At 66.5% G+C, this 18,968-nt stretch carries 25 protein-coding genes; 7 read left to right on the top strand and 18 right to left on the bottom strand.

The window, feature by feature from the left end; translation table 11 throughout:
* The first annotated feature begins 21 nt into the window (after positions 1–21).
* From AB4Z00_RS20480 to AB4Z00_RS20470, 3 genes are all read left to right on the top strand, one after another.
* The gene (locus tag AB4Z00_RS20480) at positions 22–819 is read left to right on the top strand and encodes a LytR/AlgR family response regulator transcription factor (RefSeq protein WP_132269936.1); all 798 of its coding nucleotides are present in this window, start codon (positions 22–24) and stop codon (positions 817–819) included.
* A gap of 222 nt (positions 820–1,041) precedes the next feature.
* On the top strand, positions 1,042–1,902 hold the full coding sequence (gene nadC, locus AB4Z00_RS20475) for a carboxylating nicotinate-nucleotide diphosphorylase (RefSeq protein ID WP_442047028.1): 861 nt from the start codon (positions 1,042–1,044) through the stop codon (positions 1,900–1,902).
* Positions 1,903–2,047: 145 nt separating this feature from the next.
* Positions 2,048–2,419, top strand: a complete 372-nt coding sequence (locus AB4Z00_RS20470) for a hypothetical protein (RefSeq protein ID WP_442047027.1) — start codon at positions 2,048–2,050, stop codon at positions 2,417–2,419.
* 7 nt (positions 2,420–2,426) lie between these two features.
* On the opposite strand, the gene AB4Z00_RS20465 is transcribed toward AB4Z00_RS20470, so the two are convergent.
* The gene (locus AB4Z00_RS20465) at positions 2,427–2,882 is read right to left on the bottom strand and encodes a nucleoside deaminase (protein ID WP_442047026.1); all 456 of its coding nucleotides are present in this window, start codon (positions 2,880–2,882) and stop codon (positions 2,427–2,429) included.
* Between the two features lie 114 nt (positions 2,883–2,996).
* Here AB4Z00_RS20465 and rpmB point away from each other — a divergent pair, with 114 nt between their 5' ends.
* Positions 2,997–3,281 carry a 50S ribosomal protein L28 gene (gene rpmB / locus AB4Z00_RS20460; protein WP_132269943.1) on the top strand — a complete coding sequence of 95 codons (285 nt, stop codon included), beginning with the start codon at positions 2,997–2,999 and terminating at the stop codon, positions 3,279–3,281.
* A gap of 262 nt (positions 3,282–3,543) precedes the next feature.
* Here the strand turns inward: rpmB and AB4Z00_RS20455 are convergent, their stop codons facing one another.
* The 4 genes from AB4Z00_RS20455 to xseA form a co-directional block, all read right to left on the bottom strand.
* Positions 3,544–4,524 (bottom strand): esterase-like activity of phytase family protein, encoded by a 981-nt coding sequence (locus AB4Z00_RS20455; RefSeq protein ID WP_134094859.1) that lies wholly within the window; start codon positions 4,522–4,524, stop codon positions 3,544–3,546.
* 91 nt (positions 4,525–4,615) lie between these two features.
* On the bottom strand, positions 4,616–5,515 hold the full coding sequence (locus tag AB4Z00_RS20450) for a M23 family metallopeptidase (RefSeq protein ID WP_442047025.1): 900 nt from the start codon (positions 5,513–5,515) through the stop codon (positions 4,616–4,618).
* A complete protein-coding gene (locus AB4Z00_RS20445; protein ID WP_132269946.1) occupies positions 5,512–5,715 on the bottom strand; it encodes a DUF2093 domain-containing protein in 204 nt (67 codons plus the stop codon). The genes AB4Z00_RS20450 and AB4Z00_RS20445 overlap by 4 nt, the downstream gene beginning before the upstream one ends.
* 27 nt (positions 5,716–5,742) lie before the next feature.
* Complete coding sequence (gene xseA / locus AB4Z00_RS20440) at positions 5,743–7,260, bottom strand: exodeoxyribonuclease VII large subunit (RefSeq protein ID WP_442047024.1); 1,518 nt, start codon at positions 7,258–7,260, stop codon at positions 5,743–5,745.
* Positions 7,261–7,265: 5 nt separating this feature from the next.
* Between xseA and purD the strand changes: the two genes are divergently transcribed.
* Together purD and AB4Z00_RS20430 are read left to right on the top strand one after the other, a co-directional pair.
* Positions 7,266–8,552 (top strand): phosphoribosylamine--glycine ligase, encoded by a 1,287-nt coding sequence (gene purD / locus AB4Z00_RS20435; protein ID WP_442047023.1) that lies wholly within the window; start codon positions 7,266–7,268, stop codon positions 8,550–8,552.
* Complete coding sequence (locus AB4Z00_RS20430) at positions 8,542–9,135, top strand: hypothetical protein (RefSeq protein ID WP_442047022.1); 594 nt, start codon at positions 8,542–8,544, stop codon at positions 9,133–9,135. The genes purD and AB4Z00_RS20430 overlap by 11 nt, the downstream gene beginning before the upstream one ends.
* On the opposite strand, the gene AB4Z00_RS20425 is transcribed toward AB4Z00_RS20430, so the two are convergent.
* From AB4Z00_RS20425 to AB4Z00_RS20415, 3 genes are all read right to left on the bottom strand, one after another.
* The gene (locus tag AB4Z00_RS20425) at positions 9,129–9,539 is read right to left on the bottom strand and encodes a hypothetical protein (protein WP_134094862.1); all 411 of its coding nucleotides are present in this window, start codon (positions 9,537–9,539) and stop codon (positions 9,129–9,131) included. The genes AB4Z00_RS20430 and AB4Z00_RS20425 overlap by 7 nt on opposite strands.
* Complete coding sequence (locus tag AB4Z00_RS20420) at positions 9,536–10,048, bottom strand: 3'-5' exonuclease (RefSeq protein ID WP_442047021.1); 513 nt, start codon at positions 10,046–10,048, stop codon at positions 9,536–9,538. Before AB4Z00_RS20420 ends, AB4Z00_RS20425 begins: the two co-directional genes overlap by 4 nt.
* A gap of 120 nt (positions 10,049–10,168) precedes the next feature.
* Entirely contained in the window at positions 10,169–11,176 is a 1,008-nt protein-coding gene (locus tag AB4Z00_RS20415; RefSeq protein WP_442047020.1) for an adenosine kinase, read from the bottom strand.
* A gap of 118 nt (positions 11,177–11,294) precedes the next feature.
* Here AB4Z00_RS20415 and AB4Z00_RS20410 point away from each other — a divergent pair, with 118 nt between their 5' ends.
* Positions 11,295–11,783: a hypothetical protein gene (locus tag AB4Z00_RS20410; protein ID WP_431568034.1), complete on the top strand. Its 489-nt coding sequence runs from the start codon at positions 11,295–11,297 to the stop codon at positions 11,781–11,783.
* A gap of 36 nt (positions 11,784–11,819) precedes the next feature.
* Here the strand turns inward: AB4Z00_RS20410 and AB4Z00_RS20405 are convergent, their stop codons facing one another.
* Genes AB4Z00_RS20405 through AB4Z00_RS20360 form a run of 10 tightly spaced genes read right to left on the bottom strand, consistent with a single transcriptional unit; the run spans position 11,820 to position 18,960 of the window.
* The gene (locus tag AB4Z00_RS20405) at positions 11,820–12,200 is read right to left on the bottom strand and encodes an iron-sulfur cluster assembly accessory protein (protein WP_314467900.1); all 381 of its coding nucleotides are present in this window, start codon (positions 12,198–12,200) and stop codon (positions 11,820–11,822) included.
* A complete protein-coding gene (locus AB4Z00_RS20400) occupies positions 12,197–12,724 on the bottom strand; it encodes a GNAT family N-acetyltransferase (RefSeq protein ID WP_134094865.1) in 528 nt (175 codons plus the stop codon). The genes AB4Z00_RS20405 and AB4Z00_RS20400 overlap by 4 nt, the downstream gene beginning before the upstream one ends.
* The gene (locus AB4Z00_RS20395) at positions 12,724–13,227 is read right to left on the bottom strand and encodes an SUF system Fe-S cluster assembly protein (RefSeq protein ID WP_431568031.1); all 504 of its coding nucleotides are present in this window, start codon (positions 13,225–13,227) and stop codon (positions 12,724–12,726) included. Before AB4Z00_RS20395 ends, AB4Z00_RS20400 begins: the two co-directional genes overlap by 1 nt.
* Positions 13,224–14,426 carry an aminotransferase class V-fold PLP-dependent enzyme gene (locus tag AB4Z00_RS20390; RefSeq protein WP_442047082.1) on the bottom strand — a complete coding sequence of 401 codons (1,203 nt, stop codon included), beginning with the start codon at positions 14,424–14,426 and terminating at the stop codon, positions 13,224–13,226. Before AB4Z00_RS20390 ends, AB4Z00_RS20395 begins: the two co-directional genes overlap by 4 nt.
* 26 nt (positions 14,427–14,452) lie before the next feature.
* Positions 14,453–15,190, bottom strand: a complete 738-nt coding sequence (locus tag AB4Z00_RS20385; protein ID WP_442047019.1) for a SufD family Fe-S cluster assembly protein — start codon at positions 15,188–15,190, stop codon at positions 14,453–14,455.
* Positions 15,187–15,954 carry a Fe-S cluster assembly ATPase SufC gene (sufC, locus tag AB4Z00_RS20380; protein ID WP_132269965.1) on the bottom strand — a complete coding sequence of 256 codons (768 nt, stop codon included), beginning with the start codon at positions 15,952–15,954 and terminating at the stop codon, positions 15,187–15,189. Before sufC ends, AB4Z00_RS20385 begins: the two co-directional genes overlap by 4 nt.
* Positions 15,955–15,956: 2 nt before the next feature.
* Positions 15,957–16,466: an endonuclease domain-containing protein gene (locus tag AB4Z00_RS20375; protein WP_442047018.1), complete on the bottom strand. Its 510-nt coding sequence runs from the start codon at positions 16,464–16,466 to the stop codon at positions 15,957–15,959.
* A complete protein-coding gene (locus tag AB4Z00_RS20370; protein WP_442047017.1) occupies positions 16,463–16,969 on the bottom strand; it encodes an endonuclease domain-containing protein in 507 nt (168 codons plus the stop codon). The genes AB4Z00_RS20375 and AB4Z00_RS20370 overlap by 4 nt, the downstream gene beginning before the upstream one ends.
* Positions 16,969–18,522, bottom strand: coding sequence for a Fe-S cluster assembly protein SufB (gene sufB / locus AB4Z00_RS20365; protein ID WP_243841080.1), 1,554 nt, complete (start codon positions 18,520–18,522; stop codon positions 16,969–16,971). The genes AB4Z00_RS20370 and sufB overlap by 1 nt, the downstream gene beginning before the upstream one ends.
* Positions 18,523–18,960, bottom strand: coding sequence for an RrF2 family transcriptional regulator (locus AB4Z00_RS20360; RefSeq protein WP_132269998.1), 438 nt, complete (start codon positions 18,958–18,960; stop codon positions 18,523–18,525). It abuts the gene before it with no gap.
* Positions 18,961–18,968 lie beyond the last annotated feature (8 nt).

The following is an 18,968-nucleotide window of genomic DNA, read 5'->3' as shown; positions in this document are numbered from 1 at the left end:
CCGGGCCGGAGACAATAACTGATGACCATTCGCACGATCCTCGTCGACGACGAGAAACTCGCCATCCAGGGCCTTCAGCTTCGTCTGGAGAAGTATCCGGATGTCGAGATCATCGATACCTGCTCGAACGGCCGCGAGGCCATCCGCAAGATCAAGACCGAAAAGCCCGATCTCGTCTTCCTCGACATCCAGATGCCCGGTTTCGACGGCTTCTCGGTGGTCAAGGGCGTGATGGAGATCGAGCCGCCGCTCTTCGTCTTCGTCACCGCCTATCAGGAGCACGCGGTCCGCGCCTTCGAGGCCAATGCCGTCAACTACCTGATGAAGCCGGTGGACGAGACCAAGCTCGACGATACGCTTGCCCGCGTGCGCCAGCGCCTGGCCGAGAAGCGTTCGTCGGACGAGGCGGAGAAGCTCAAGACGGTGCTGGCCGAAGTGGCCCCCGACGCGATCGAGCACATCCCGGAGGAAAGCGACCCCAACGCGGACCGCTACGAAAAGCTCATCAACATCAAGGATCGCGGCCAGATCTTCCGCATCGATGTCGATTCGATCGAGCATATCGAAGCCGCCGGCGACTACATGTGCATCCGCACCGCCGACAATTCGCTGATCCTGCGCGAAACGATGAAGGACCTGGAGCGCCGCCTTGACCCCCGCGTGTTCCAGCGCGTCCACCGCTCGACCATCGTCAACCTCAACCAGGTCCGCCAGGTCAAGCCGCATACCAATGGCGAATGCTTCCTGGTGCTCGATTCGGGCGCGCAGGTTAAGGTCAGCCGATCCTACCGCGACGTGATCGCGCGCTTCGTTCATTGATTCCGAGAATGCGGAAAGGCCCCCGGGCTTTTCCGCATTCTCCATTCGCGCTGAGATGCGGAGAGGGTAGTCTGCGGCGCAGCCCTTTTTCCGCTGCCGCGCCTTCGGGGCGAGGCTCAGGAGAAAGGCGGGCTTCGCCGCAAGCGCTGTTCCTCTGCGTCTCTGCGCGAATCCTCTCTTCCATACTCGACAACCCCGTCACGACGCGCGAAAGACGCGGGCATGAGCACATTCGCGATCCCGGGTTTCGACCTTGCCGCCTTCGTCGATGCAACGCTTGCCGAGGACCTCGGCGTGGGGCTTCCGGGTGGCGGGCGTGACGTTACCTCGGAAAGCGTGATCGAAGCCGGGGCCAGGTTCTCCGGCGTGATGGATTCGCGCGATGCCATCACCGTCGCCGGCCTGCCCCTTGCCGAGGCCTTCTTCCGCACTCTCGATCCCGCGATGGAGATCGAGATTCTCGTCGAGGAAGGCGCCCCGGTCGAACCCGGCGCCAAGCTTATGCGCCTCACCGGCAATGCCCGCGCCATGCTGACCGGCGAGCGTTCCGCTCTCAACACTGTCCAGCACCTCTCCGGCATCGCAACGATGACCCGGGCTTATGTGGATGCCATGGAAGGGCACGCGACGCTGCTCGACACGCGCAAGACCATTCCCGGCCTGCGCCACCTCGAAAAGTACGCGACCCGCATGGGTGGCGCGCGCAATCACCGCATGGGGCTGTGGGACGCGGCCATGATCAAGGACAACCATGTTCTGGTGGCGGGCGGCGTCGGCCCGGCGGTGGCGCGCGCCAAGGCGGCGGGCGTGGCGCAGATCATCTGCGAGGTGGACCATCTCGACCAGATCGAACCCGCCATCGCCGCGGGCGCGCATCACCTCCTGCTCGACAACATGGTGCCGGATACCCTGCGCGAGGCCGTGGCCATCGTCGCAGGCCGTGTGCCGACCGAAGCCTCGGGCGGCGTCAATCTCTCCACGATCGGCGCCATCGCCGCTTCGGGCGTGACGTACGTTTCCGTCGGCCGCCTCACCCAGAGCGCCCCGGCGGCCGATATCGGGCTGGATTTCTCACCGCTTTAGAAGCGGTTGCGAACGGGAGTGCAGGCCGTCATGCTCCCTCGACCCCGCCCAAAAGGGGGGAGGGGAAACGGGGGACACCGCCTTGCGTCCGAATTCCATCATTCAATTCGATCGATTCTTTCTCGGCTCCCTGGCGTTGGCGGGGGTGAATGCCGTCCTGTCGATGCAGGACACGCTTGCCGATCCCAGGCTGGCACGCTCGGGGCTGGGAATGGGCTTCATCGTGGGCATTCAGGTCTTCAGCTTTGCGCTGATGCTGGCGCTGTGGTTCTTCATTTCCCGCAGGGCAGGAAACGCAGCCAGGTGGATACTCACGGTGATGACGGTGCTGGGCATGTTCGTGACGATCCCCATGGTCCCGGTCCTTGCCGAACGCGGGATAGGGAACATGGCTTTCGCGCTGGTCATCACCGTGCTTCAGGTCGCCGCTGTGGCCTTCCTGTTCCGCAGCGATGCCCGCGCCTGGTTCGCCCGCAAGGGCGGCATCGCGCCGGACGACCAGAGCATTTTCAGCTAGTCGCCGGTCACCGTTTCGCCCGGAAGAAGCTGCGGAGCATCTCCGCGGCCTCCGATTCGCCGATTCCCGGATAGACTTCCGGCTTGTGCAGGCACTGGTCGTGCTCGAACACGCGCGCGCCGTGCTCCACCGCGCCGCCCTTGGGATCGGAAGCGGCATAGTAGAGCCGGGCGATTCGCGCGTGGACGATGGCGCCCGCGCACATGGCGCAGGGTTCCAGCGTCACCCATAGCTCGCATCCCTCCAGTCTCTCATTGCCGAGAATCAGCGCCGCGGCGCGAATCGCCTCGATTTCGGCGTGGCTGGTGGGGTCGTGGCGCTCGCGCGGACCGTTGCGGCCGGTGGCGATGACGTTTCCGTCCTTCACGACGACCGCGCCAATCGGCACTTCGCCGGAATCGGCGGCTTCCCGGGCTTGCGCCAGGGCGAGTTCCATGTATTCGGGCAGGGGCCAGCGGGTCATGGCCATGCGCTAGACCTTCAAAAAGCTGTGCGCAACTTGACCTTCACCCGGGGAATCGCTAAGGGCGCGCCTTCCCGTATTTACGGCCACAGACTTTTTCGAGCGAGAGTAGACATGTCCCGCATCTGCGAACTGACCGGCAAGGGCCGCCAGGTCGGCTGCAACGTCAGCCACGCCAACAACAAGACCAAGCGCGTCTTCCTTCCCAACCTTCAGAACGTCACGCTGCTGTCGGACGGTCTTGAGCGCAGCTTCAAGTTCCGCGTCTCGACCCACGGCCTGCGTTCGGTCGAGCACAACGGTGGCCTCGACAACTGGCTGCTGAAGACTTCGGACACGAAGCTGAGCGCGCGCGCCGTCAAGGTGAAGCGCGAGCTGAAGAAGCAGCAGGCCGCCTGATTCTCCCGCTCCCTACGGGGAGCGTGAAGAACACGGTTTCGCAAAAAGGCGTGCAAGCTTGACTTGCGCGCCTTTTCGCATGCCCGGCCGGGATCGGTTTCCCGGTTTGGGAGCGCGCCCATTCCTCTTGAATTCCATGAATCCGCCGCGCCGCTGAAGGCGGGGCTCGGTTCCTGTTGTCTCAAGAGCAGGCGGAAGCCGTTTCCGCGCGGCAGCGAATACCGGTTCGGTCGAGACTATGCCTATGGCAGTCCGGCTGGGCTTAAGGCAGTTTGGCTGGGTCGACGCTCATCTTCCACACCAGCGTGCGCTGGAGCGGGGAGAAGTTGTCGTCCGAGATCAGCCAGACGGTCAGCTTGCCGCTCTCCTGCGGGGCGATTGCGATGCCTTCGAAGTTGTCGATGGGCAGGTCGGACGAGAGCCGCGCAACCTCGGTGACTTTCCAGGTGCCGCCCGGGTGGATGTCCGCCGGATCGCCGATCGCGATTCGGCCGGCGAATCGTTGCGGCATCGGCCAGATCAGGCGCCGCATCAGGATCAGCAACCGGCCGTCCGGCATTTGCGCCATGTCGGTGGGGCTGAAGCCCGCAGGCGAATCGAGCGTGAAGCCCTGCCCGTTCGGGTTCAGAGTGGGATCTCCGCCGAACAGGGCGGCCTGGTGCAGGTGATCGCTCCAGCCGACATACCCTTCGCGCAGCAGCACGAATCGCCCGTCATGAAGGCGCGTGAGCGCTTCGGGACCGGAATTGACTCCCCAGTCCGCCATGACCGGCGGGCTGGCGCGGCGTTCGATCTCGTAGTCCGGATTCATCCGGTAGACGGCGTTGCGCCCCTCCAGGCCGAGCCAGATCATGCCGGTTTCGTCCTGCGTGGCTGATTCGACATCGCGCGCGGCCTTGTCCGCATCCTTGGAGAGGGGCAGGTCGCCCATGCGGCTTTCCGCCTGCGACTGCCCGGGTGCCCTGAACTCCAGAAATCCGCCCGAATCGCTGAGCGCCAGCATGATGCCGCCGGGCCGCAGCAGCAGCGCGGAATAGCTGCCGAAGGAGTGGGTGCGGCTATGCGCCTGCCAGACTTCCTCCAGCTTGAACGATCCCAGACGCGGGTCGGCGCGCCGGGCTGCAGGCAGGGGTAGCTGCTCGAACGACAGTTCGAATGTCTTGAATTTCTTGTGCTGCGGCGCATGCCCCCAGGTCAGCGGCAGCAGGGACAGCAGGACGAGGAGGGCAATGGTGCGGCGCACAAGGGCGGGATAAGCATTCCGGCGAAGGCTGCAACCCGCTTTCGCTGCAGCCCTGCGGAATTGCCGATATTATCGGCGCAATCCCATCGGTTCAGGTCTGGGGGCCGGTGAAGAGGATCGGGTCCAGCCGCGCCTCGTTCCATTTGATCGACCAGTGCAGATGCGGTCCGGTGGCCCGGCCGGACATGCCGATCTTGCCGATCACCTGGCCCTGGCGGACGTGTTCGCCCGGCTTCACCAGGATCTCGGAGCAATGCAGGAAAGCGCTGTTGAGGCCCATGCCATGGTCCAGCATCAGCAGGTTGCCTTCGAGCGTGAACGGCTTCTCGGCGGCCAGAATCACCACACCGTCGGCCGGGGCAACGAAAGGCGTGCCGCTGGTGCCGGTGGCGATGTCGAGACCCGAGTGATAGGCACCGGGCTCGCCCCGATAGACGCGCTGCGATCCGAAACGGCCGGAAATGCGGCCCTTGGCGGGCCAGATGAAATGTTGGCGCCAGCCCTGGGCGTCGGTCTTCATCGCCCGCGCGGCATTGATGCGGTCCAGTTCGGGCCGACGCAGGGCCATGAAGGCTTCGGTCGGGCCGCCTGGCTTGCGGGCGATATTGACGTTCTCGATCTGCCAGGCGCGCGGCGAGACGGAAATCGGCTGCGTGATGCGGCGGCCGCTGGCCAGCGTGGCCGTCAGCGTGGCGATGGTGCCGGCATCGCGGTCGAAGGCGGCGAACCAGTTGCCGTCCGGCGCGATCTGCACCGGCTGGCCGCCCAGCGCCAGAGCGCTCGTGCCGGCAGGCACTTTGCCGCGGACCCAGCCGCCCTGAGTGAGTTCCCCGTTATAAGTCAGGGTGCCCGGGACAGCCGCAGGCGCCACCGGCGCCGTGGATTGGGCCGCGAGGCCGCTCCACGCCAGCATTGCACCGGCAGCCGCCAGGCCGCCGAGAACCAGCGAGGCCGGGATCAGCGATGCCCTTGAGGCCTTGCGGGCCTTCATGCCTTGGCGGTGAGACGCTTGGTCGCGATTTCGGCGCTGGCGTAAGGCTCCTGGAACTCGGCGCTCCAGTAGCGGAGTTCCTCCAGCGGAATCTTCTCGCCGGTGACGGCGCAGAGCACGAAGTGTCCGCCGCTCAGCACCCGGAAACCATTGGGTCCGTAGGCGAGCTTGGCGGGGCGGTCGGCAGAAGACATAAGCATGGGCGAAATCCTAGCAGAGCCGGCGGTTCAAAACAAATCGCCTTGCCTCGGCTCGCCCGCCTTCGGTCGTGCCGGGCGCCTGGACGCCGGTGTTTCAGGTGCCGGTTCGGCGAAGGTTCCAGGCGTCGTGGCGGCCTGGACCGGCGCTTCGGTGCCGACGGCGACCGTCAGTTCGCCGTCCCGGAATTCCAACGTCAGCAGCGATTCTCGCGCCGCCGCTTGGCGACTGGTCAGCGCGCGGCCGTCCGGCCCCTTGGCAAGGACATAGCCCCGCTCCAGCGGGCGCTTCGGGTCGAGCTGCGGCAGCACGCGGGAAACCGGTGCCAGACTGTCGCGCGCCAGAGTCCAGCGGCGAGTCAGCAGGCGCGCGGTCAGGCCGACGCGCGTCAGCCGCTCGTCGCAGCGCTCCACCCGGTGACGCAGCAGCGGCAGTGACAGGCGGGAGGCGGTGCGGCCCAGCTGTTCGCGCTTGGCCGCCGCTTCATCGCGCAGGCCGCGGCGCAGGCGTTCGGAAAGTTCGTCCAGCTTCTGCGCCTTGGCCGCGAGAATGGCCTCGGGCCGGGGGAGGCGCTGCACCCGCGCTTCCAGTCGTTCGCGGCCGAGCGTGACCGGGCGCAGAGCGCAGCGGCGCTTGCGATAGGCCAGTTCGTCCAGCGTGGCGGCCAGTTCCAGCCGCACCGGCACGGCCATTTCGGCGGCCGCAGTGGGCGTGGGCGCCCGGCGGTCGGCGGCATAGTCGCAAAGCGTGGTGTCGGTTTCGTGCCCGACCGCCGAAATCACGGGAATAGACGATTCCGCCACGGCCCGGACCACGACTTCCTCGTTGAACGACCACAAGTCCTCGATCGAACCGCCACCGCGCGCCACGATCACCAGATCGGGACGCGGCACCGGGCCGCCGGGCCGGATCGCGGAGAAACCGCGCACGGCATTGGCCACCTGCTGCGCCGAGCCCTCGCCCTGCACGAGGACCGGCCAGACCAGGACGTGGCTGGGGAAGCGGTCGTCCAGGCGGTGGAGAATGTCGCGAATCACGGCGCCGGTGGGGGAAGTCACCACGCCGATCACGCGCGGCAGGAAGGGCAGCTCACGCTTGCGTTCGGGCGCGAACAGCCCCTCGGCGGCAAGGCGGGCGCGCAGCTTTTCCAGCAGCGCCAGCAACGCGCCTTCGCCGGCGATCTCCATGGTCTCGATGACGACCTGGTATTTGGAGCGGCCGGGATAAGTGGTGAGCTTGCCGGTGGCGATCACCTCGATGCCGTCTTCGGGGCGGAAGGCCAGCCGCTGCGCGCCGCCGCGCCACATGACGCCGTCGATCACCGCCTTGTCGTCCTTGAGCGCGCAGTAGAGGTGGCCCGAGGCCGCCCGCTTCACGCCCGAAAGCTCTCCGCGCAGGCGCACGAAGCCGAAGCGGTCTTCCACGGTGCGCTTTAAAAGGTTCGAAATCTCGCTGATCGAGAGCGGCGCAGCGTTGTCCCCGGCCGCTTGCTTCGCTACCAGCCCACCCGAACGACCATCATCGAATTCGTCGTCATCGAAAGGCACGGCTAATGAACATCCTTCTTCTGGGCTCTGGCGGCCGCGAACATGCGCTGGCCTGGAAGCTGGCGCAATCCCCGCTCTGCGAGACCCTCTGGGCCGCGCCGGGTAACCCGGGCATTGCCGAGGTCGCAAGCTGCATTTCGCTGGATGTCACCGATCACGCGGCCGTCATCGCCTTTTGCGAGAGCAACGTGGTCGGCCTGATCGTCATCGGCCCCGAGGCCCCGCTGGTCGACGGCCTTGCCGATTCCCTGCGCGGCGAGGGTTTCTCGGTGTTCGGACCGAGCCAGGCGGCGGCCCAGCTCGAAGGCTCCAAGGGCTTCACCAAGGACCTGTGCGAACRCGCGGGCATTCCCACCGCCGGTTACGACCGCGTCGCCAACGAAGCGGACGCGATGGCCGCGCTGGCGAAATTCGGGGCGCCGGTGGTGATCAAGGCCGACGGCCTGGCCGCTGGCAAGGGCGTGACCGTGGCGATGACCATGGCCGAAGCCGAGGAAGCCGTGCGCGAGATCTTCTCGGGCCGCTTCGGAGAGGCCGGCGCCGAAGCCGTGATCGAGGAATTCATGGAAGGCGAGGAAGCCAGCTTCTTCGCCCTGACCGACGGTTCCACCATCGTCCCCTTCGCCTCCGCGCAGGACCACAAGCGCGTGGGCGACGGCGACACCGGCCCCAACACCGGCGGCATGGGCGCCTATAGCCCGGCGCCGGTGCTGACGCCGATGCTGGAAGCCGAAGTGCTGGAACGCATCATCGCGCCGACCGTGCGGACGCTGGAAAACGAAGGCACGCCTTATTCCGGCGTGCTGTTCCTGGGCGTGATGCTGACCCGCGAAGGCCCCAAGCTGATCGAATACAACTGCCGCTTCGGCGATCCCGAGTGCCAGGTGATGATGCTGCGCCTCGAATCGGATCTCGTCGAACTGCTCCATGCCTGCGCCGACAACCGCCTTGCCGCGATCGCGGCGCCGCGCTTCAGCCGCGACACGGCGCTGACCGTCGTGATGGCCGCGAACGGCTATCCCGGCACGCCCGAGAAGGGCGGCGCGATCGGCGGCATCGCGGCGGCCGAGGCGGATGGCGCCAAGGTGTTCCACGCCGGCACCGACGTGAAGGACGGCGTGCTGGTCTCCAGCGGTGGCCGCGTGCTCAACGTGACGGCGCGGGGCGCGTCGGTCACCGAGGCGCAGGGCCGGGCCTATGCGGCCGTGGATGCGCTCGATTTTCCGACCGGCTTCTGCCGCCGGGACATCGGCTGGCGCGAAGTGGCGCGCGAGAAGGCCCATGACCAGTAAGGCGGATTCGATCCTGAAGGTGGCGCTGGCGGTGGCGGCGGTGTTCGCCGGCACCGGCGTCGGCTATTACTACGGGGTGTTCCTGCCCGGTCAGGCGTCCCGCCAGGAGGCGCGTGTGGCTGCCGAGCAGGAAGCCCGGCAGAAGCAGGAAGACGCCGTGGCCAAGGCGCAGCAGCGCGAGCAGGCCGAGCAGTCGCGCCGACAGGAAGCGGCTCAGCAGGAGTATCAGGACTGCCTGAACTTCGCGGAGCTTTCCTACAAGCAGCGCTGGACGGCGAGTTGCCGCGCGCAGCACGATGCCGATGTCTCGGCACTGGCCGATTGTGCCGACAACCTGTTCGCCACCGAGGAAGGCTGCCGGGCCAAGGTGCCGATCCGGCCCGAGCGCGACTGCGCCTTGCCGGGGCAGACGGCGCAAAGCTATTCCGACGCCCGCGAGCAGCGCAAGGCCGAGTGCCTCGCGCGGTTCCAGTCAGCCCAGCCCGGTGCCCAGCCCAGCACCCAGCCTTTGGCGCCCCAGGGCCAGGCCCTGTCGGAACCGGCGGGGCGGGACGGCGCGATGCCGCAAGCGGATACTTACTGACCGCGCTCGGCCAGCCAGGTCGGTGCGATTTCGATCACCGGGATTTCCCAGGGGTGGGCCGCCATGATGCGGTCCATCGCCTCCAGGAATTCCGGGTCTTCCTCGCTGCAGGGCGCGTGGAGGGACAGGATCACGGTGGGGGAGAGGCTGGTCATGGCCGCTTCGCCCAGCGCCGGTCTTGCGTCCGGCCCGGGCTGGAAGCTCTCCCACCCCAGGCCGATCTCGGCGACTCCCTTGTAGAGGCCGAAATCGCCGAGCGGATTGTCGGCGCGGACGACCGCCAGGATCGCGGCCAGGACCGGGTCGCGCTCGCCGGCGGCGACGTCGCCTGCCAGCATGGCGCGAAAGGTCTCCGGCGAAACCGGAACGTGGATGCGCACCAGCAGGGCTTCGCGAAGATTCATGCGGGCTGTTCCTCGATCAACAGGCGAACGACCAGCGCGAGCCGTTTGGCATCCTCGCGCGCGTGGTGGGCCTTGGGCAGGCGCCGCCTGGCTTCCTCCAGCGCGGCGTCGACCTGCTCTCGGGTAAGGCCGCGCGCGGCCATCCATTCGCCCAGGAAGCGGATCGGGAACGGCAGCTTTTCGTCCAGTTCCTCACACAGCACTTCCAGCCAGAAGCCATCGAGGTCGGCATCGGAATAGACCTCGCACGTACCGACGAACGCCACCATCTCCGCGAAGACTTGCGCGGGCGGCAGTCCGTCGCATGCCAGCATGGCGCGGCTGATGCCGTGGAGCGATTCCGCTTCTTCGGACCAGTCCCAGGTCTGCCAGCGGGGCGGGGGCTTGATCAGCCAGGAGCGGCTTTCCCCGTCGATGCGCGCCACGGCGACCTCGATCGGATAGGACTGGCCATATTCGGGCAGGCAACTCGCCTCGAAGTCGATCAGTGCGGGATCGTGCTGGGCCATGGGCGCTCCGGTTGAGGACGGTGGACCAACCTGTCCTGCGGAGAGGCCGGCGTCAACGCCATGCAAAAAGGGCCCCATTCCTGCGAATGGAGCCCCTTTTTCCAGCCGAAGCCGAAGCGATCAGCCGACGCGTTCGGAAATCAGCGCCTGGAGGTCCGCTTCGGGACGCGCGCCGTAGTGCGAGATGATCTCGCAGGCGCAGATCGCGCCGTACTGCAGGCATTCTTCCAGGCTCTTGCCGCGCACATGGCCGAACAGGAAGCCGGCCGCGAAGAGGTCGCCGGCGCCGGTGGTGTCCACCACGCGCTCGATCGGCTCCGCGCCGACTTCGGCGCGCTGGTCGCCCGAGATCGCGACAGCGCCCTCGGCACCGCGCGTGACGACAAGCACGGGGATCTTCGGAGCGAGCTGGGCGACGCCCTTTTCGAAATCGTCATGACCGACAAGGGCGGCCATCTCGTGCTCGTTGCAGAACAGCACGTCTATCTTGCCGGTGTCGATCAGGTCGAGGAAATCGGCGCGGTGACGGTCGATCACGAAGCATTCCGAAGGCGTGAAGGCGATCTTGCGACCGGCCCCGCGGGCGGCCTCGACGGCCTTGCGCATCGCGGCGCGCGGTTCCTCGGGATCCCAGAGATAGCCTTCGAGATAGAGCACGGCCGCATTGGCGACGGCGCTTTCGTCCAGCGCTTCGGCGGGCAGGTAGTGCGAGGCGCCGAGGAAGGTGTTCATCGTGCGCTGGCCGTCCGGCGTCACGAAGATCAGGCAGCGGGCCGTCGGCGGGTTGCCGGGGCGGGCGGGCACGTCGAAGGCGATGCCGCCGGCGCGGATGTCATGGGTGAAGACGTCGCCCAGCTGGTCTTCCGCGACCTGGCCGATGAAGGCGCACTTCGCACCGAGCGCGGCCAGGCCGGCCAGGGTGTTGGCCGCCGAACCGCCGGAAATCTCGCGGGCCGGGCCCATGGCTTCGTAGAGGCTTTCTGCCTGATCGGCGTCGATCAGCATCATGCCGCCGCGCGAGAGACCAAGCTCGTCGATCAGCGCGTCGCTGCAGTTGGCGATCACGTCGATGATGGCATTGCCGATGGCAATCACGTCGAAAGTGGGCGGCACGGTGGGTTGAGCCATGCGAAAAGGAGTCCTTGGATTGTCTGGAGGTTGTGTCGCGAGTAGCGCGCGGGCCGCCGCTTCGCAAGCGCGGCGAGAGTTGACAGCACCACTGGCCCGCGCAATGCGGTGAGATGTCATGACCCAAGACCGTTCGGCGCTTCACGCCATTCCGATGATCGCTCCCACCCGCCTGCGATGCGCCACCGCCCACTTGCGGGGCGTTGTTGCCGCGGCGGGGCTTGCCGTGCTGCTGGCAGGGTGCGCCAGCACGTCCGGCGGCGTGGCCACGGCGCAGCATCCGCCCAAGCGGGGCACGCAGATTCCCAATGTGCGCCAGCCGACCCATACTGCGCGGGACCCCAGTTTCCAGGCGATTCCCGGTGCCGAAGGGGTGATCGGATCGAGCGAGAGCCAGCTCGTGCGGATGTTCGGGGAGCCGCGGCTCAACGTCTGGGAAGGCGATGCCCGCAAGCTGCAGTTCACCGGGAAGGCGTGCCTGCTGGACGTCTATCTCTACCCTTCCGCCGCCACGAAGGAGCCGCGCGCATCCTATATCGATGCGCGGCGGGTTTCCGACGGGCAGGATGTCGATCGCGCCGCCTGCATCGCGGCGCTCCGCAAGTAGGGAATTTCCGGGAGACGCTCTCCCGGAAGCGGGGCTTCAGACCGTGAAGCTCTCACCGCAGCCGCAGGAACCCTTGGCATTGGGATTCTCAAACACGAAACCGGCGGTGAAGTCGTCTTCCTTCCAGTCCATGATCGAGCCGATCAGGTAGAGCACCGAGGCACCGTCGATGTAGAAGATGCCGCCGGGCGTCTCGATCTTCTCGTCGAAGGGCTTTTCCTCGCTGACGTAGTCGACCGAATAGGCCAGGCCCGAACAACCGCGGCGCGGGGTGGAAAGACGCACGCCGATCGTGCCTTCCGGCGCCTCGCCCATCAGCCTGGCGATGCGGGCTTCGGCATTGGCGGTGAGGATCACGGCGGCCGGGCGCTGGCGCGCCGGCTTTACGCCAGGATTCGCAGAAGTGGTCGTGGTCATAGCTTCTTGTCCCAGAACAGCGCCGTGCCCGCTTCCGGGTCCAGCGCGTAGTCTCCGTAGCCGAGCGAGGCGTAGAGGCCCTTGGCGGTCGCATTGCCGCTCAGCACTTCGAGAGTGATCTTGCAGGCGCCGCGGGCGCGGGCCTCTTCCTCGACGGCCAGCATCAGCGCGCGTCCCACACCCTTGCCGCGCGCTTCGGGCAGCACGGCCATGTCATGGATGTTCACCAGCGGCCGGGCCGCAAACGTCGAGAAGCCGGTGATGCAGTTGGCAAGGCCCAGCGGCCGACCTTCGGCTCCCTCGTCACTCTCGAAGGCGAGTAGCGAGAACGCGCCGGGATGGGCGGCAAGGCCGGAGACCAGCCGCGCGCGCACGTCTTCGGAAAGCGGCTTGCCCCCACCCATCGGATCGCGCGCATAACTGTCGAGCAGCGTGACCACGCGCGCGGCATCGGCCGCGTCGGCATAATCGGCCAGCCTGACAGAAACAGGGCGCACGGTGACGGTGGGGGCAGGCGAGCTCATCAGAGCATGCCCAGTTCGAGCTTCGCCTCATCCGACATCTTGGCCATGTCCCACGGCGGATCCCAGACGAGATTGACCTCTGCATCGCGCACGCCGGGCACGGCGGCCACGCGCATCTCCACTTCGCCGGGCATCGATTCGGCCACCGGGCAATGCGGGGTGGTCAGCGTCATCGTTACCGCGACCGAGGATTCGGGCGAGACGTCGACGCCGTAGATCAGGCCGAGATCGTAGATGTTCACCGGGATTTCCGGGTCGAAGATTTCCTTCAGCGCATCGATGACGCCGTCGTAGATCGCGCCGCCGGGCTGGCCGGGGTCGATGCCCTGCGGCTTTTCGGCAAGGAAACCGTCCAGATAGTCGCGCCGGCGCTCGGGAGCGCCCTGTTCGCCAGGAACCTGCTGATCGGGCGCATCCTCCACGCGCGCACGCGGCGCGGGGGTCACCGAATCGACTTCCTCGACGGTGAAGCCGGGGCCAGAAGCGGAAGTGTCGTCACTCATCCAAAAATTCTCCGGGTGCGCTCGATACCCTTCATGAGCGCCTCGATGTCGCTGTCGTCACTGTAGAGGCCGAAGCTTGCGCGGGCCGTGGCGGGTACGCCCAGGTGGTCCATCAGCGGTTGTGCGCAATGATGGCCGGCCCGGATCGCAACGCCCTCTTCGTCCAATATGGTGCCGAGGTCGTGCGGATGCACCCCGTCGAGCGCAAAACTGACGATGCCCACCGAATCGGCCGGGCCGAACAGGGTGACGTCGTTGCGCTTGCCGAGTTCCTCGCGCAGCTTGGCGGCGAGGTGGCGTTCATGGGCTTCCGCCCGGTCCAGACCGAAGGCGCGGAGCCAGTCGATGGCGGCCGCCAGGCCGATAGCCTCGACGATCATCGGGGTGCCGGCCTCGAAGCGCTGCGGCGCGGGGGCGTAAGTGGTCTTCTCGAAGGTCACGCGGTCGATCATCGACCCGCCGCCTTGCCACGGGGGCATGCCGTCGAGGATTTCCTTGCGCGCCCAGAGCGCGCCGATCCCGGTGGGACCATAGAGCTTGTGGGCCGAAAAGACGTAGAAGTCAGCCTGCATCGCCTTCATGTCGAGTGCGATGCGCGGGGCGGCCTGGCAGCCGTCGACCAGCAGCTTCGCGCCCACGGCATGGGCCAGGCGCGCGGCATGTTCCACGTGAAGCACCGAGCCGAGCACGTTGGAAACATGCGCGAAGGCCACCAGCTTGTGAGCCGGCGTCAGGATGCGTTCGGCGGCTTCGAGATCGATGCTGCCGTCGGCGGTCAGCGGGCAGACGTCGATTTCCACGCCGGTACGGTCGCGCAGAAGCTGCCACGGCACGATGTTGGAGTGGTGTTCGAGCACGGAGACGAGGATGCGGTCCCCCGCCTTGAGGTTCTGCACGCCCCATGTCTGGGCCACCAGGTTGATCGCCTCGGTGGCGCCGCGGGTGAAGACGATCTCGTCCTCCCGGCCGCCGAGAAATTCCGCGACGGTGCGGCGGGCGGCCTCGAAGGCCAGGGTCATCTCGGCCGATCGGGCATAGACGCCCCGATGCACGGTCGCGTAGTCGCGGCCCAGCGCATTGACCGTGGCGTCGATCACCGCCTGCGGCTTCTGCGCGGTGGCGGCAGTGTCGAGATAGTGCCAGTCGGCGGCGCCATCCGCCGAGGCCAGCCCCGGGAATTCGCCCTTCACGGCCAGCACGTCTCCGGCTTCGCGCACGACATCGCTCACAGGATCTGCTCCAGCCGGGCGATGGCCGCCGCGCTCAGTTCCGCCTCGCCGGGCGCGCCGGTGAAGGCTTCGGCGATGAAGGCCTGGAGCATCAGCCGCTTCGCTTCGGGCGGGGTAAGGCCGCGGCTCATCAGGTAGAACAGGCCGCCGGCATCAAGTTCGCCCACCGCGCAGCCATGCGCCGCCTTGACGTCGTCGGCGTAGATTTCCAGCTCCGGCCGGGCATTGGCGGTGGCCGTGCGGTCCAGCAGCATGGCGCGGACCGACTGTTCGGCATCGGTGCCGTCGGCCCCGCGCTCCACGGCGATGCGGCCGAGGTAAGTGCCGACGGAATGGCCGGCCAGCGCCGTCCGCACGATCTGGCTGGACGTGGCGTTCAGCCCGGCGTGCGTGACTTCGGTGACCACTTCCAGCGTCTCGCTGCCGGTGGCAAGCTGCGCCGCGCCCAGAGTGAAGTCCGCGCCTTCGGCCAGCCGCACGTCGACGGCGATGCGGCCATAGACCGGGCCGGCCGAAAGCACGCGAAGATCGAACTTCGCGCCTTTGCCCAGCGAGATCACCAGGTGCCGGGCGACGGCTTCTGCGCCGTCCTCGACGATCTGGAGCGAATCCTCGGCGCCGTCCGCCACGACGATGCTCTCGCGCGCGATCGGCCAGATGCCGGCCAGCGCGTCGATGTCGGAATAGCGGAAGTCTTCGTGCTTCCGCGTCGGGAGAGCAGCGACTTCGCTCATGCGGCCGCCTCTTGCACCACGGCTTCGTAGCCTTCTTCCTCAAGCCGGAGCGCGAGGTCCGCGCCGCCGGTCTTGACGATGCGGCCGTCGGCCAGGACGTGGACGAAGTCCGGCTTCACGTAGTCCAGCAGGCGCTGGTAGTGGGTGATGAGCAGCACGGCCTTGTCGGGCGCGCGCATGATCGCATTGATGCCCTCGCCGCAGATGCGCAGGGCGTCGATGTCGAGGCCGGAGTCGGTCTCGTCCAGGATCGCCAGGCGCGGGTCGAGGATACCCATCTGCACCATCTCGGCGCGCTTCTTCTCGCCGCCGGAGAAGCCCACGTTCACCGGGCGCTTCAGCATGTCCATGTCCATGCGCAGCAGGCCCGCCTTTTCGCGTGCCAGCTTCAGGAACTCGCCGCCCGAAAGCACTTCCTCGCCGCGGCTCTTGCGCTGGGCATTGGCGGATTCGCGCAGGAACTGGACGAAGGACACGCCGGGGATCTCGACCGGGTACTGGAAGCCCAGGAACAGGCCGGCGGCGGCGCGCTCGTGCGGTTCCAGTTCAAGCAGGTCCTGCCCCAGGAAATCCACCGAACCGCCGGTCACTTCATAGCCGGGGCGGCCGCCGAGCGTGTAGCCCAGGGTGGACTTGCCCGCGCCGTTCGGGCCCATGATCGCGTGAATCTCGCCTGGATTGATCGTCAGCGAGAGACCCTTGAGGATCGGCCGGTTTACGTTGGCTCCGGCAACATTGGCCTGAAGGTTATCGATCTTGAGCATGGTCATCCTTCGGAGCCCTCGTCGAAGCGGCCCTCGTCAAAACGGGGAGTGGCAGTGGTTCCGGCCTTCCGGCGCGCGGAGCGCTTGTCGAAAGGCACGTTGAGTTCGGTGGTGATCTCGCGAACGACGCTGTCCACGCGGTCCAGCACTTCGTCCTCGGAGAAGCGCAGCACGCGGATGCCCACTTCGGTGAGCTTGCGGTCCTGCAATTCGTTGACGTCCGGGTTGGAATCGTCGGCGCTGAGCTGCACGACGATCCAGCGCGAAGGGCAGGCGAAGTCGACGATGGCCGAGCCGACCACCGACTGGCGAATGAACTTCACGCCGCCCAGCTTCGAGCCGACCAGCTCTGCCCAGAGCGCCTTCTGCGCCTCGCTGGGGTTGCGGCGCTGTTCCTTGGCCCGCTCCTTGAGCGTTTCCAGGCGTGCGCCGGTCACGTTGAAGCTGGCCTTGGCGTCGGCCTTCGGCGCGGCGTCCTTGCTGATGCCAAGGGTCTTGCGGGCGGCGGTCATGGATTAAGTCCTTGGATGAAAGAAGTACCAGAAAGCCCCTCCTCTTCAGGGGAGGGGTTGGGGTGGGGGGTAGCCCAACGATCCGACGCTTCGTGCAGAGCATTCAGGATCACGGTCAGAACCCCTTCCATATTGCGCATCACCTCGGTGTTGGTGACGTGGATGGTGGCGAACCCCATCCCGGCGAGCGCCGCGTCACGCTTGCGGTCGCATTCGGAATCGTGCGTCTCGCCGTCGACTTCCACGACCAGCGCTTTCTGCGGGCAGAGAAAATCCGCAATGAACGGGCCGATTGGCGCCTGCCGACGGAACTTGAAGCCGCCTAGCTGCGAGCGCGACAGGGCGCGCCATAAGCGCTTTTCCGGTTCGGTCGGCTCATTGCGCATTTCGCGGGCGAATTGTGCGATCTCGGCGTTGCGGGTGACGGATAGCCCCCACCCCCGGCCCCTCCCCTGAAGGAGAGGGGAGTTGATGCGCCTTGCTGTATCGCTAGGCGTCAACATCAACCCACCGAACCTTCCAGCGAGATGCCCAGCAGCTTCTGCGCTTCGACGGCGAACTCCATCGGCAGTTGCTGGAGCACTTCCTTGGCGAAGCCGTTGACGATCAGCGCCACCGCCTGCTCGGTGTCGAGCCCGCGCTGCATGGCGTAGAACAGCTGGTCGTCGCTGATCTTGCTGGTGGTCGCCTCGTGCTCGATCTGGGCGCTGGGGTTGCGCACTTCGATATAGGGCACGGTGTGAGCGCCGCATTCCTTGCCCAGCAGCAGCGAATCGCACTGGGTGAAGTTGCGCACGCCCTCGGCATTGGCGGCCACGCGCACGAGGCCGCGATAGGTGTTGTTGCTCTTGCCGGCCGAAATGCCCTTGGAGATGATCGTCGAGCGGCTGCCCTTGCCGTTGTGGATCATCTTGGTGCCGGTATCGGCCTGCTGGTAATTGTTGGTGACGGCCACCGAGTAGAACTCGCCCACCGAATCCTCGCCATTGAGGACGCAGCTGGGATACTTCCAGGTGATGGCGGAGCCGGTTTCCACCTGCGTCCACGAGATCTTCGAGCGCGCACCCTGGCAGAGGCCGCGCTTGGTCACGAAATTGTAGATGCCGCCCTTGCCCTCGGCATTGCCGGGGTACCAGTTCTGCACGGTCGAGTACTTGATCTCGGCATCTTCCAGCGCGACCAGTTCCACCACCGCCGCGTGAAGCTGGTTTTCATCGCGCATCGGCGCGGTGCAGCCTTCGAGGTAGGAAACGTAGCTGCCCTTCTCGGCGATGATCAGGGTCCGTTCGAACTGGCCGGTGTTCTCCGCATTGATGCGGAAATAGGTGCTCAGTTCCATCGGGCAGCGCACGCCTTCGGGAATGTAGACGAAGGTGCCGTCGGAAAAGACCGCGCAGTTCAGCGCCGCGAAGTAGTTGTCCTGCACGGGCACGACCCTGCCCAGCCACTTCTTCACCAGCTCGGGATATTCGCGGATCGCTTCGGAGATCGAGCGGAAGATCACGCCCGCCTGCTCCAGTTCCTTACGGAAGGTGGTGGCGACGGAAACCGAATCGAACACCGCGTCCACGGCCACCTTGCGCGCGCCTTCGACGCCGGCGAGCACTTTCTGCTCCTCCAGCGGGATGCCCAGCTTCTCGTAGACCTTGAGGATCTCGGGATCGACTTCGTCCAGGCTGGAGAGCGAAGGCTTCTTCTTGGGCGCGGCCCAGTAGTAGGCTTCCTGGTAGTCGATCGGCGGCACGTTCAGCTTGGCCCAGTCCGGCGGAGTCATCTCCAGCCAGCGGGCATAGGCCTTGAGGCGCCAGTCGAGCATCCACTCCGGCTCGTCCTTCTTGGCCGAGATGAAGCGGATGGTATCCTCGGACAGGCCCTTGGGGCCATATTCCTGCTCGATGTCGGCAACCCAGCCGTGCTCGTAATCGGCCACGCGGGCCGCAGCCTCGCGCGCGGCCTGATCGCGCACTTCTACGTCGCGGGCCTCGCCATCGCGGCGGTTGTCCCCATGGACTTCGCGCACCTCGATGGTGCCCTCGGGGGAGGTTTCGTCAGTCATTCATACTTCCTCGACGAGCTGGGTCAGGACCACTTGCGCCAATGCGCCGCGCAGTGCCGCATTCACTTGCGGCCAGTGCGGGCGCACGCTGCATCCGCCTTCCAGCGTACATTCGTGCTTGCCCTGTTCGAGGCAGGCGGTGAGCGCGATCGGCCCTTCCACTGCCTCCACGATATCCGCAATCGAAATCGTTTCGGGTGCGCGGGCCAGTTTCAGCCCGCCGCCAACGCCGCGGGTCGATTGCAGCAACCCCGCAGCGGTCAGTTTGCTCACCAGCTTCTGAACCGTGGGAGCAGGAAGGCCGGTGTCTTCGGCAAGCTGGCCTGCCGAGATGCGGCTCATCCGCGAATCCTGGGGGTGATGCGCGCAAGTGCCCGAATGCCGAGTCGCGGCGGACATGATGACAACGGCGTAGTCGGCCATGCTGGACAGGCGCATATCTGCGG

It is taken from the genome of Novosphingobium sp. YAF33 (assembly GCF_052113265.1).
Taxonomy (GTDB): Bacteria; Pseudomonadota; Alphaproteobacteria; order Sphingomonadales; family Sphingomonadaceae; genus Novosphingobium.
Note: the sequence above shows the minus strand (reverse complement) of the source record. Positions and strands in the feature narration are given on the sequence as shown.

Coding starts and splice junctions, on each gene's coding strand:
- AB4Z00_RS20480 (WP_132269936.1), top strand. CDS start 22: ATGACCATTCGCACGATCCTCGTCGACGACGAGAAACTCGCCATCCAG.
- nadC (WP_442047028.1), top strand. CDS start 1,042: ATGAGCACATTCGCGATCCCGGGTTTCGACCTTGCCGCCTTCGTCGAT.
- AB4Z00_RS20465 (WP_442047026.1), bottom strand. CDS start 2,882: ATGACCCGCTGGCCCCTGCCCGAATACATGGAACTCGCCCTGGCGCAA.
- rpmB (WP_132269943.1), top strand. CDS start 2,997: ATGTCCCGCATCTGCGAACTGACCGGCAAGGGCCGCCAGGTCGGCTGC.
- AB4Z00_RS20450 (WP_442047025.1), bottom strand. CDS start 5,515: ATGAAGGCCCGCAAGGCCTCAAGGGCATCGCTGATCCCGGCCTCGCTG.
- AB4Z00_RS20445 (WP_132269946.1), bottom strand. CDS start 5,715: ATGCTTATGTCTTCTGCCGACCGCCCCGCCAAGCTCGCCTACGGACCC.
- AB4Z00_RS20430 (WP_442047022.1), top strand. CDS start 8,542: ATGACCAGTAAGGCGGATTCGATCCTGAAGGTGGCGCTGGCGGTGGCG.
- AB4Z00_RS20425 (WP_134094862.1), bottom strand. CDS start 9,539: ATGAATCTTCGCGAAGCCCTGCTGGTGCGCATCCACGTTCCGGTTTCG.
- AB4Z00_RS20420 (WP_442047021.1), bottom strand. CDS start 10,048: ATGGCCCAGCACGATCCCGCACTGATCGACTTCGAGGCGAGTTGCCTG.
- AB4Z00_RS20415 (WP_442047020.1), bottom strand. CDS start 11,176: ATGGCTCAACCCACCGTGCCGCCCACTTTCGACGTGATTGCCATCGGC.
- AB4Z00_RS20410 (WP_431568034.1), top strand. CDS start 11,295: ATGACCCAAGACCGTTCGGCGCTTCACGCCATTCCGATGATCGCTCCC.
- AB4Z00_RS20405 (WP_314467900.1), bottom strand. CDS start 12,200: ATGACCACGACCACTTCTGCGAATCCTGGCGTAAAGCCGGCGCGCCAG.
- AB4Z00_RS20400 (WP_134094865.1), bottom strand. CDS start 12,724: ATGAGCTCGCCTGCCCCCACCGTCACCGTGCGCCCTGTTTCTGTCAGG.
- AB4Z00_RS20395 (WP_431568031.1), bottom strand. CDS start 13,227: ATGAGTGACGACACTTCCGCTTCTGGCCCCGGCTTCACCGTCGAGGAA.
- AB4Z00_RS20385 (WP_442047019.1), bottom strand. CDS start 15,190: ATGAGCGAAGTCGCTGCTCTCCCGACGCGGAAGCACGAAGACTTCCGC.
- sufC (WP_132269965.1), bottom strand. CDS start 15,954: ATGCTCAAGATCGATAACCTTCAGGCCAATGTTGCCGGAGCCAACGTA.
- AB4Z00_RS20375 (WP_442047018.1), bottom strand. CDS start 16,466: ATGACCGCCGCCCGCAAGACCCTTGGCATCAGCAAGGACGCCGCGCCG.
- AB4Z00_RS20370 (WP_442047017.1), bottom strand. CDS start 16,969: ATGTTGACGCCTAGCGATACAGCAAGGCGCATCAACTCCCCTCTCCTT.
- sufB (WP_243841080.1), bottom strand. CDS start 18,522: ATGACTGACGAAACCTCCCCCGAGGGCACCATCGAGGTGCGCGAAGTC.
- AB4Z00_RS20360 (WP_132269998.1), bottom strand. CDS start 18,960: ATGCGCCTGTCCAGCATGGCCGACTACGCCGTTGTCATCATGTCCGCC.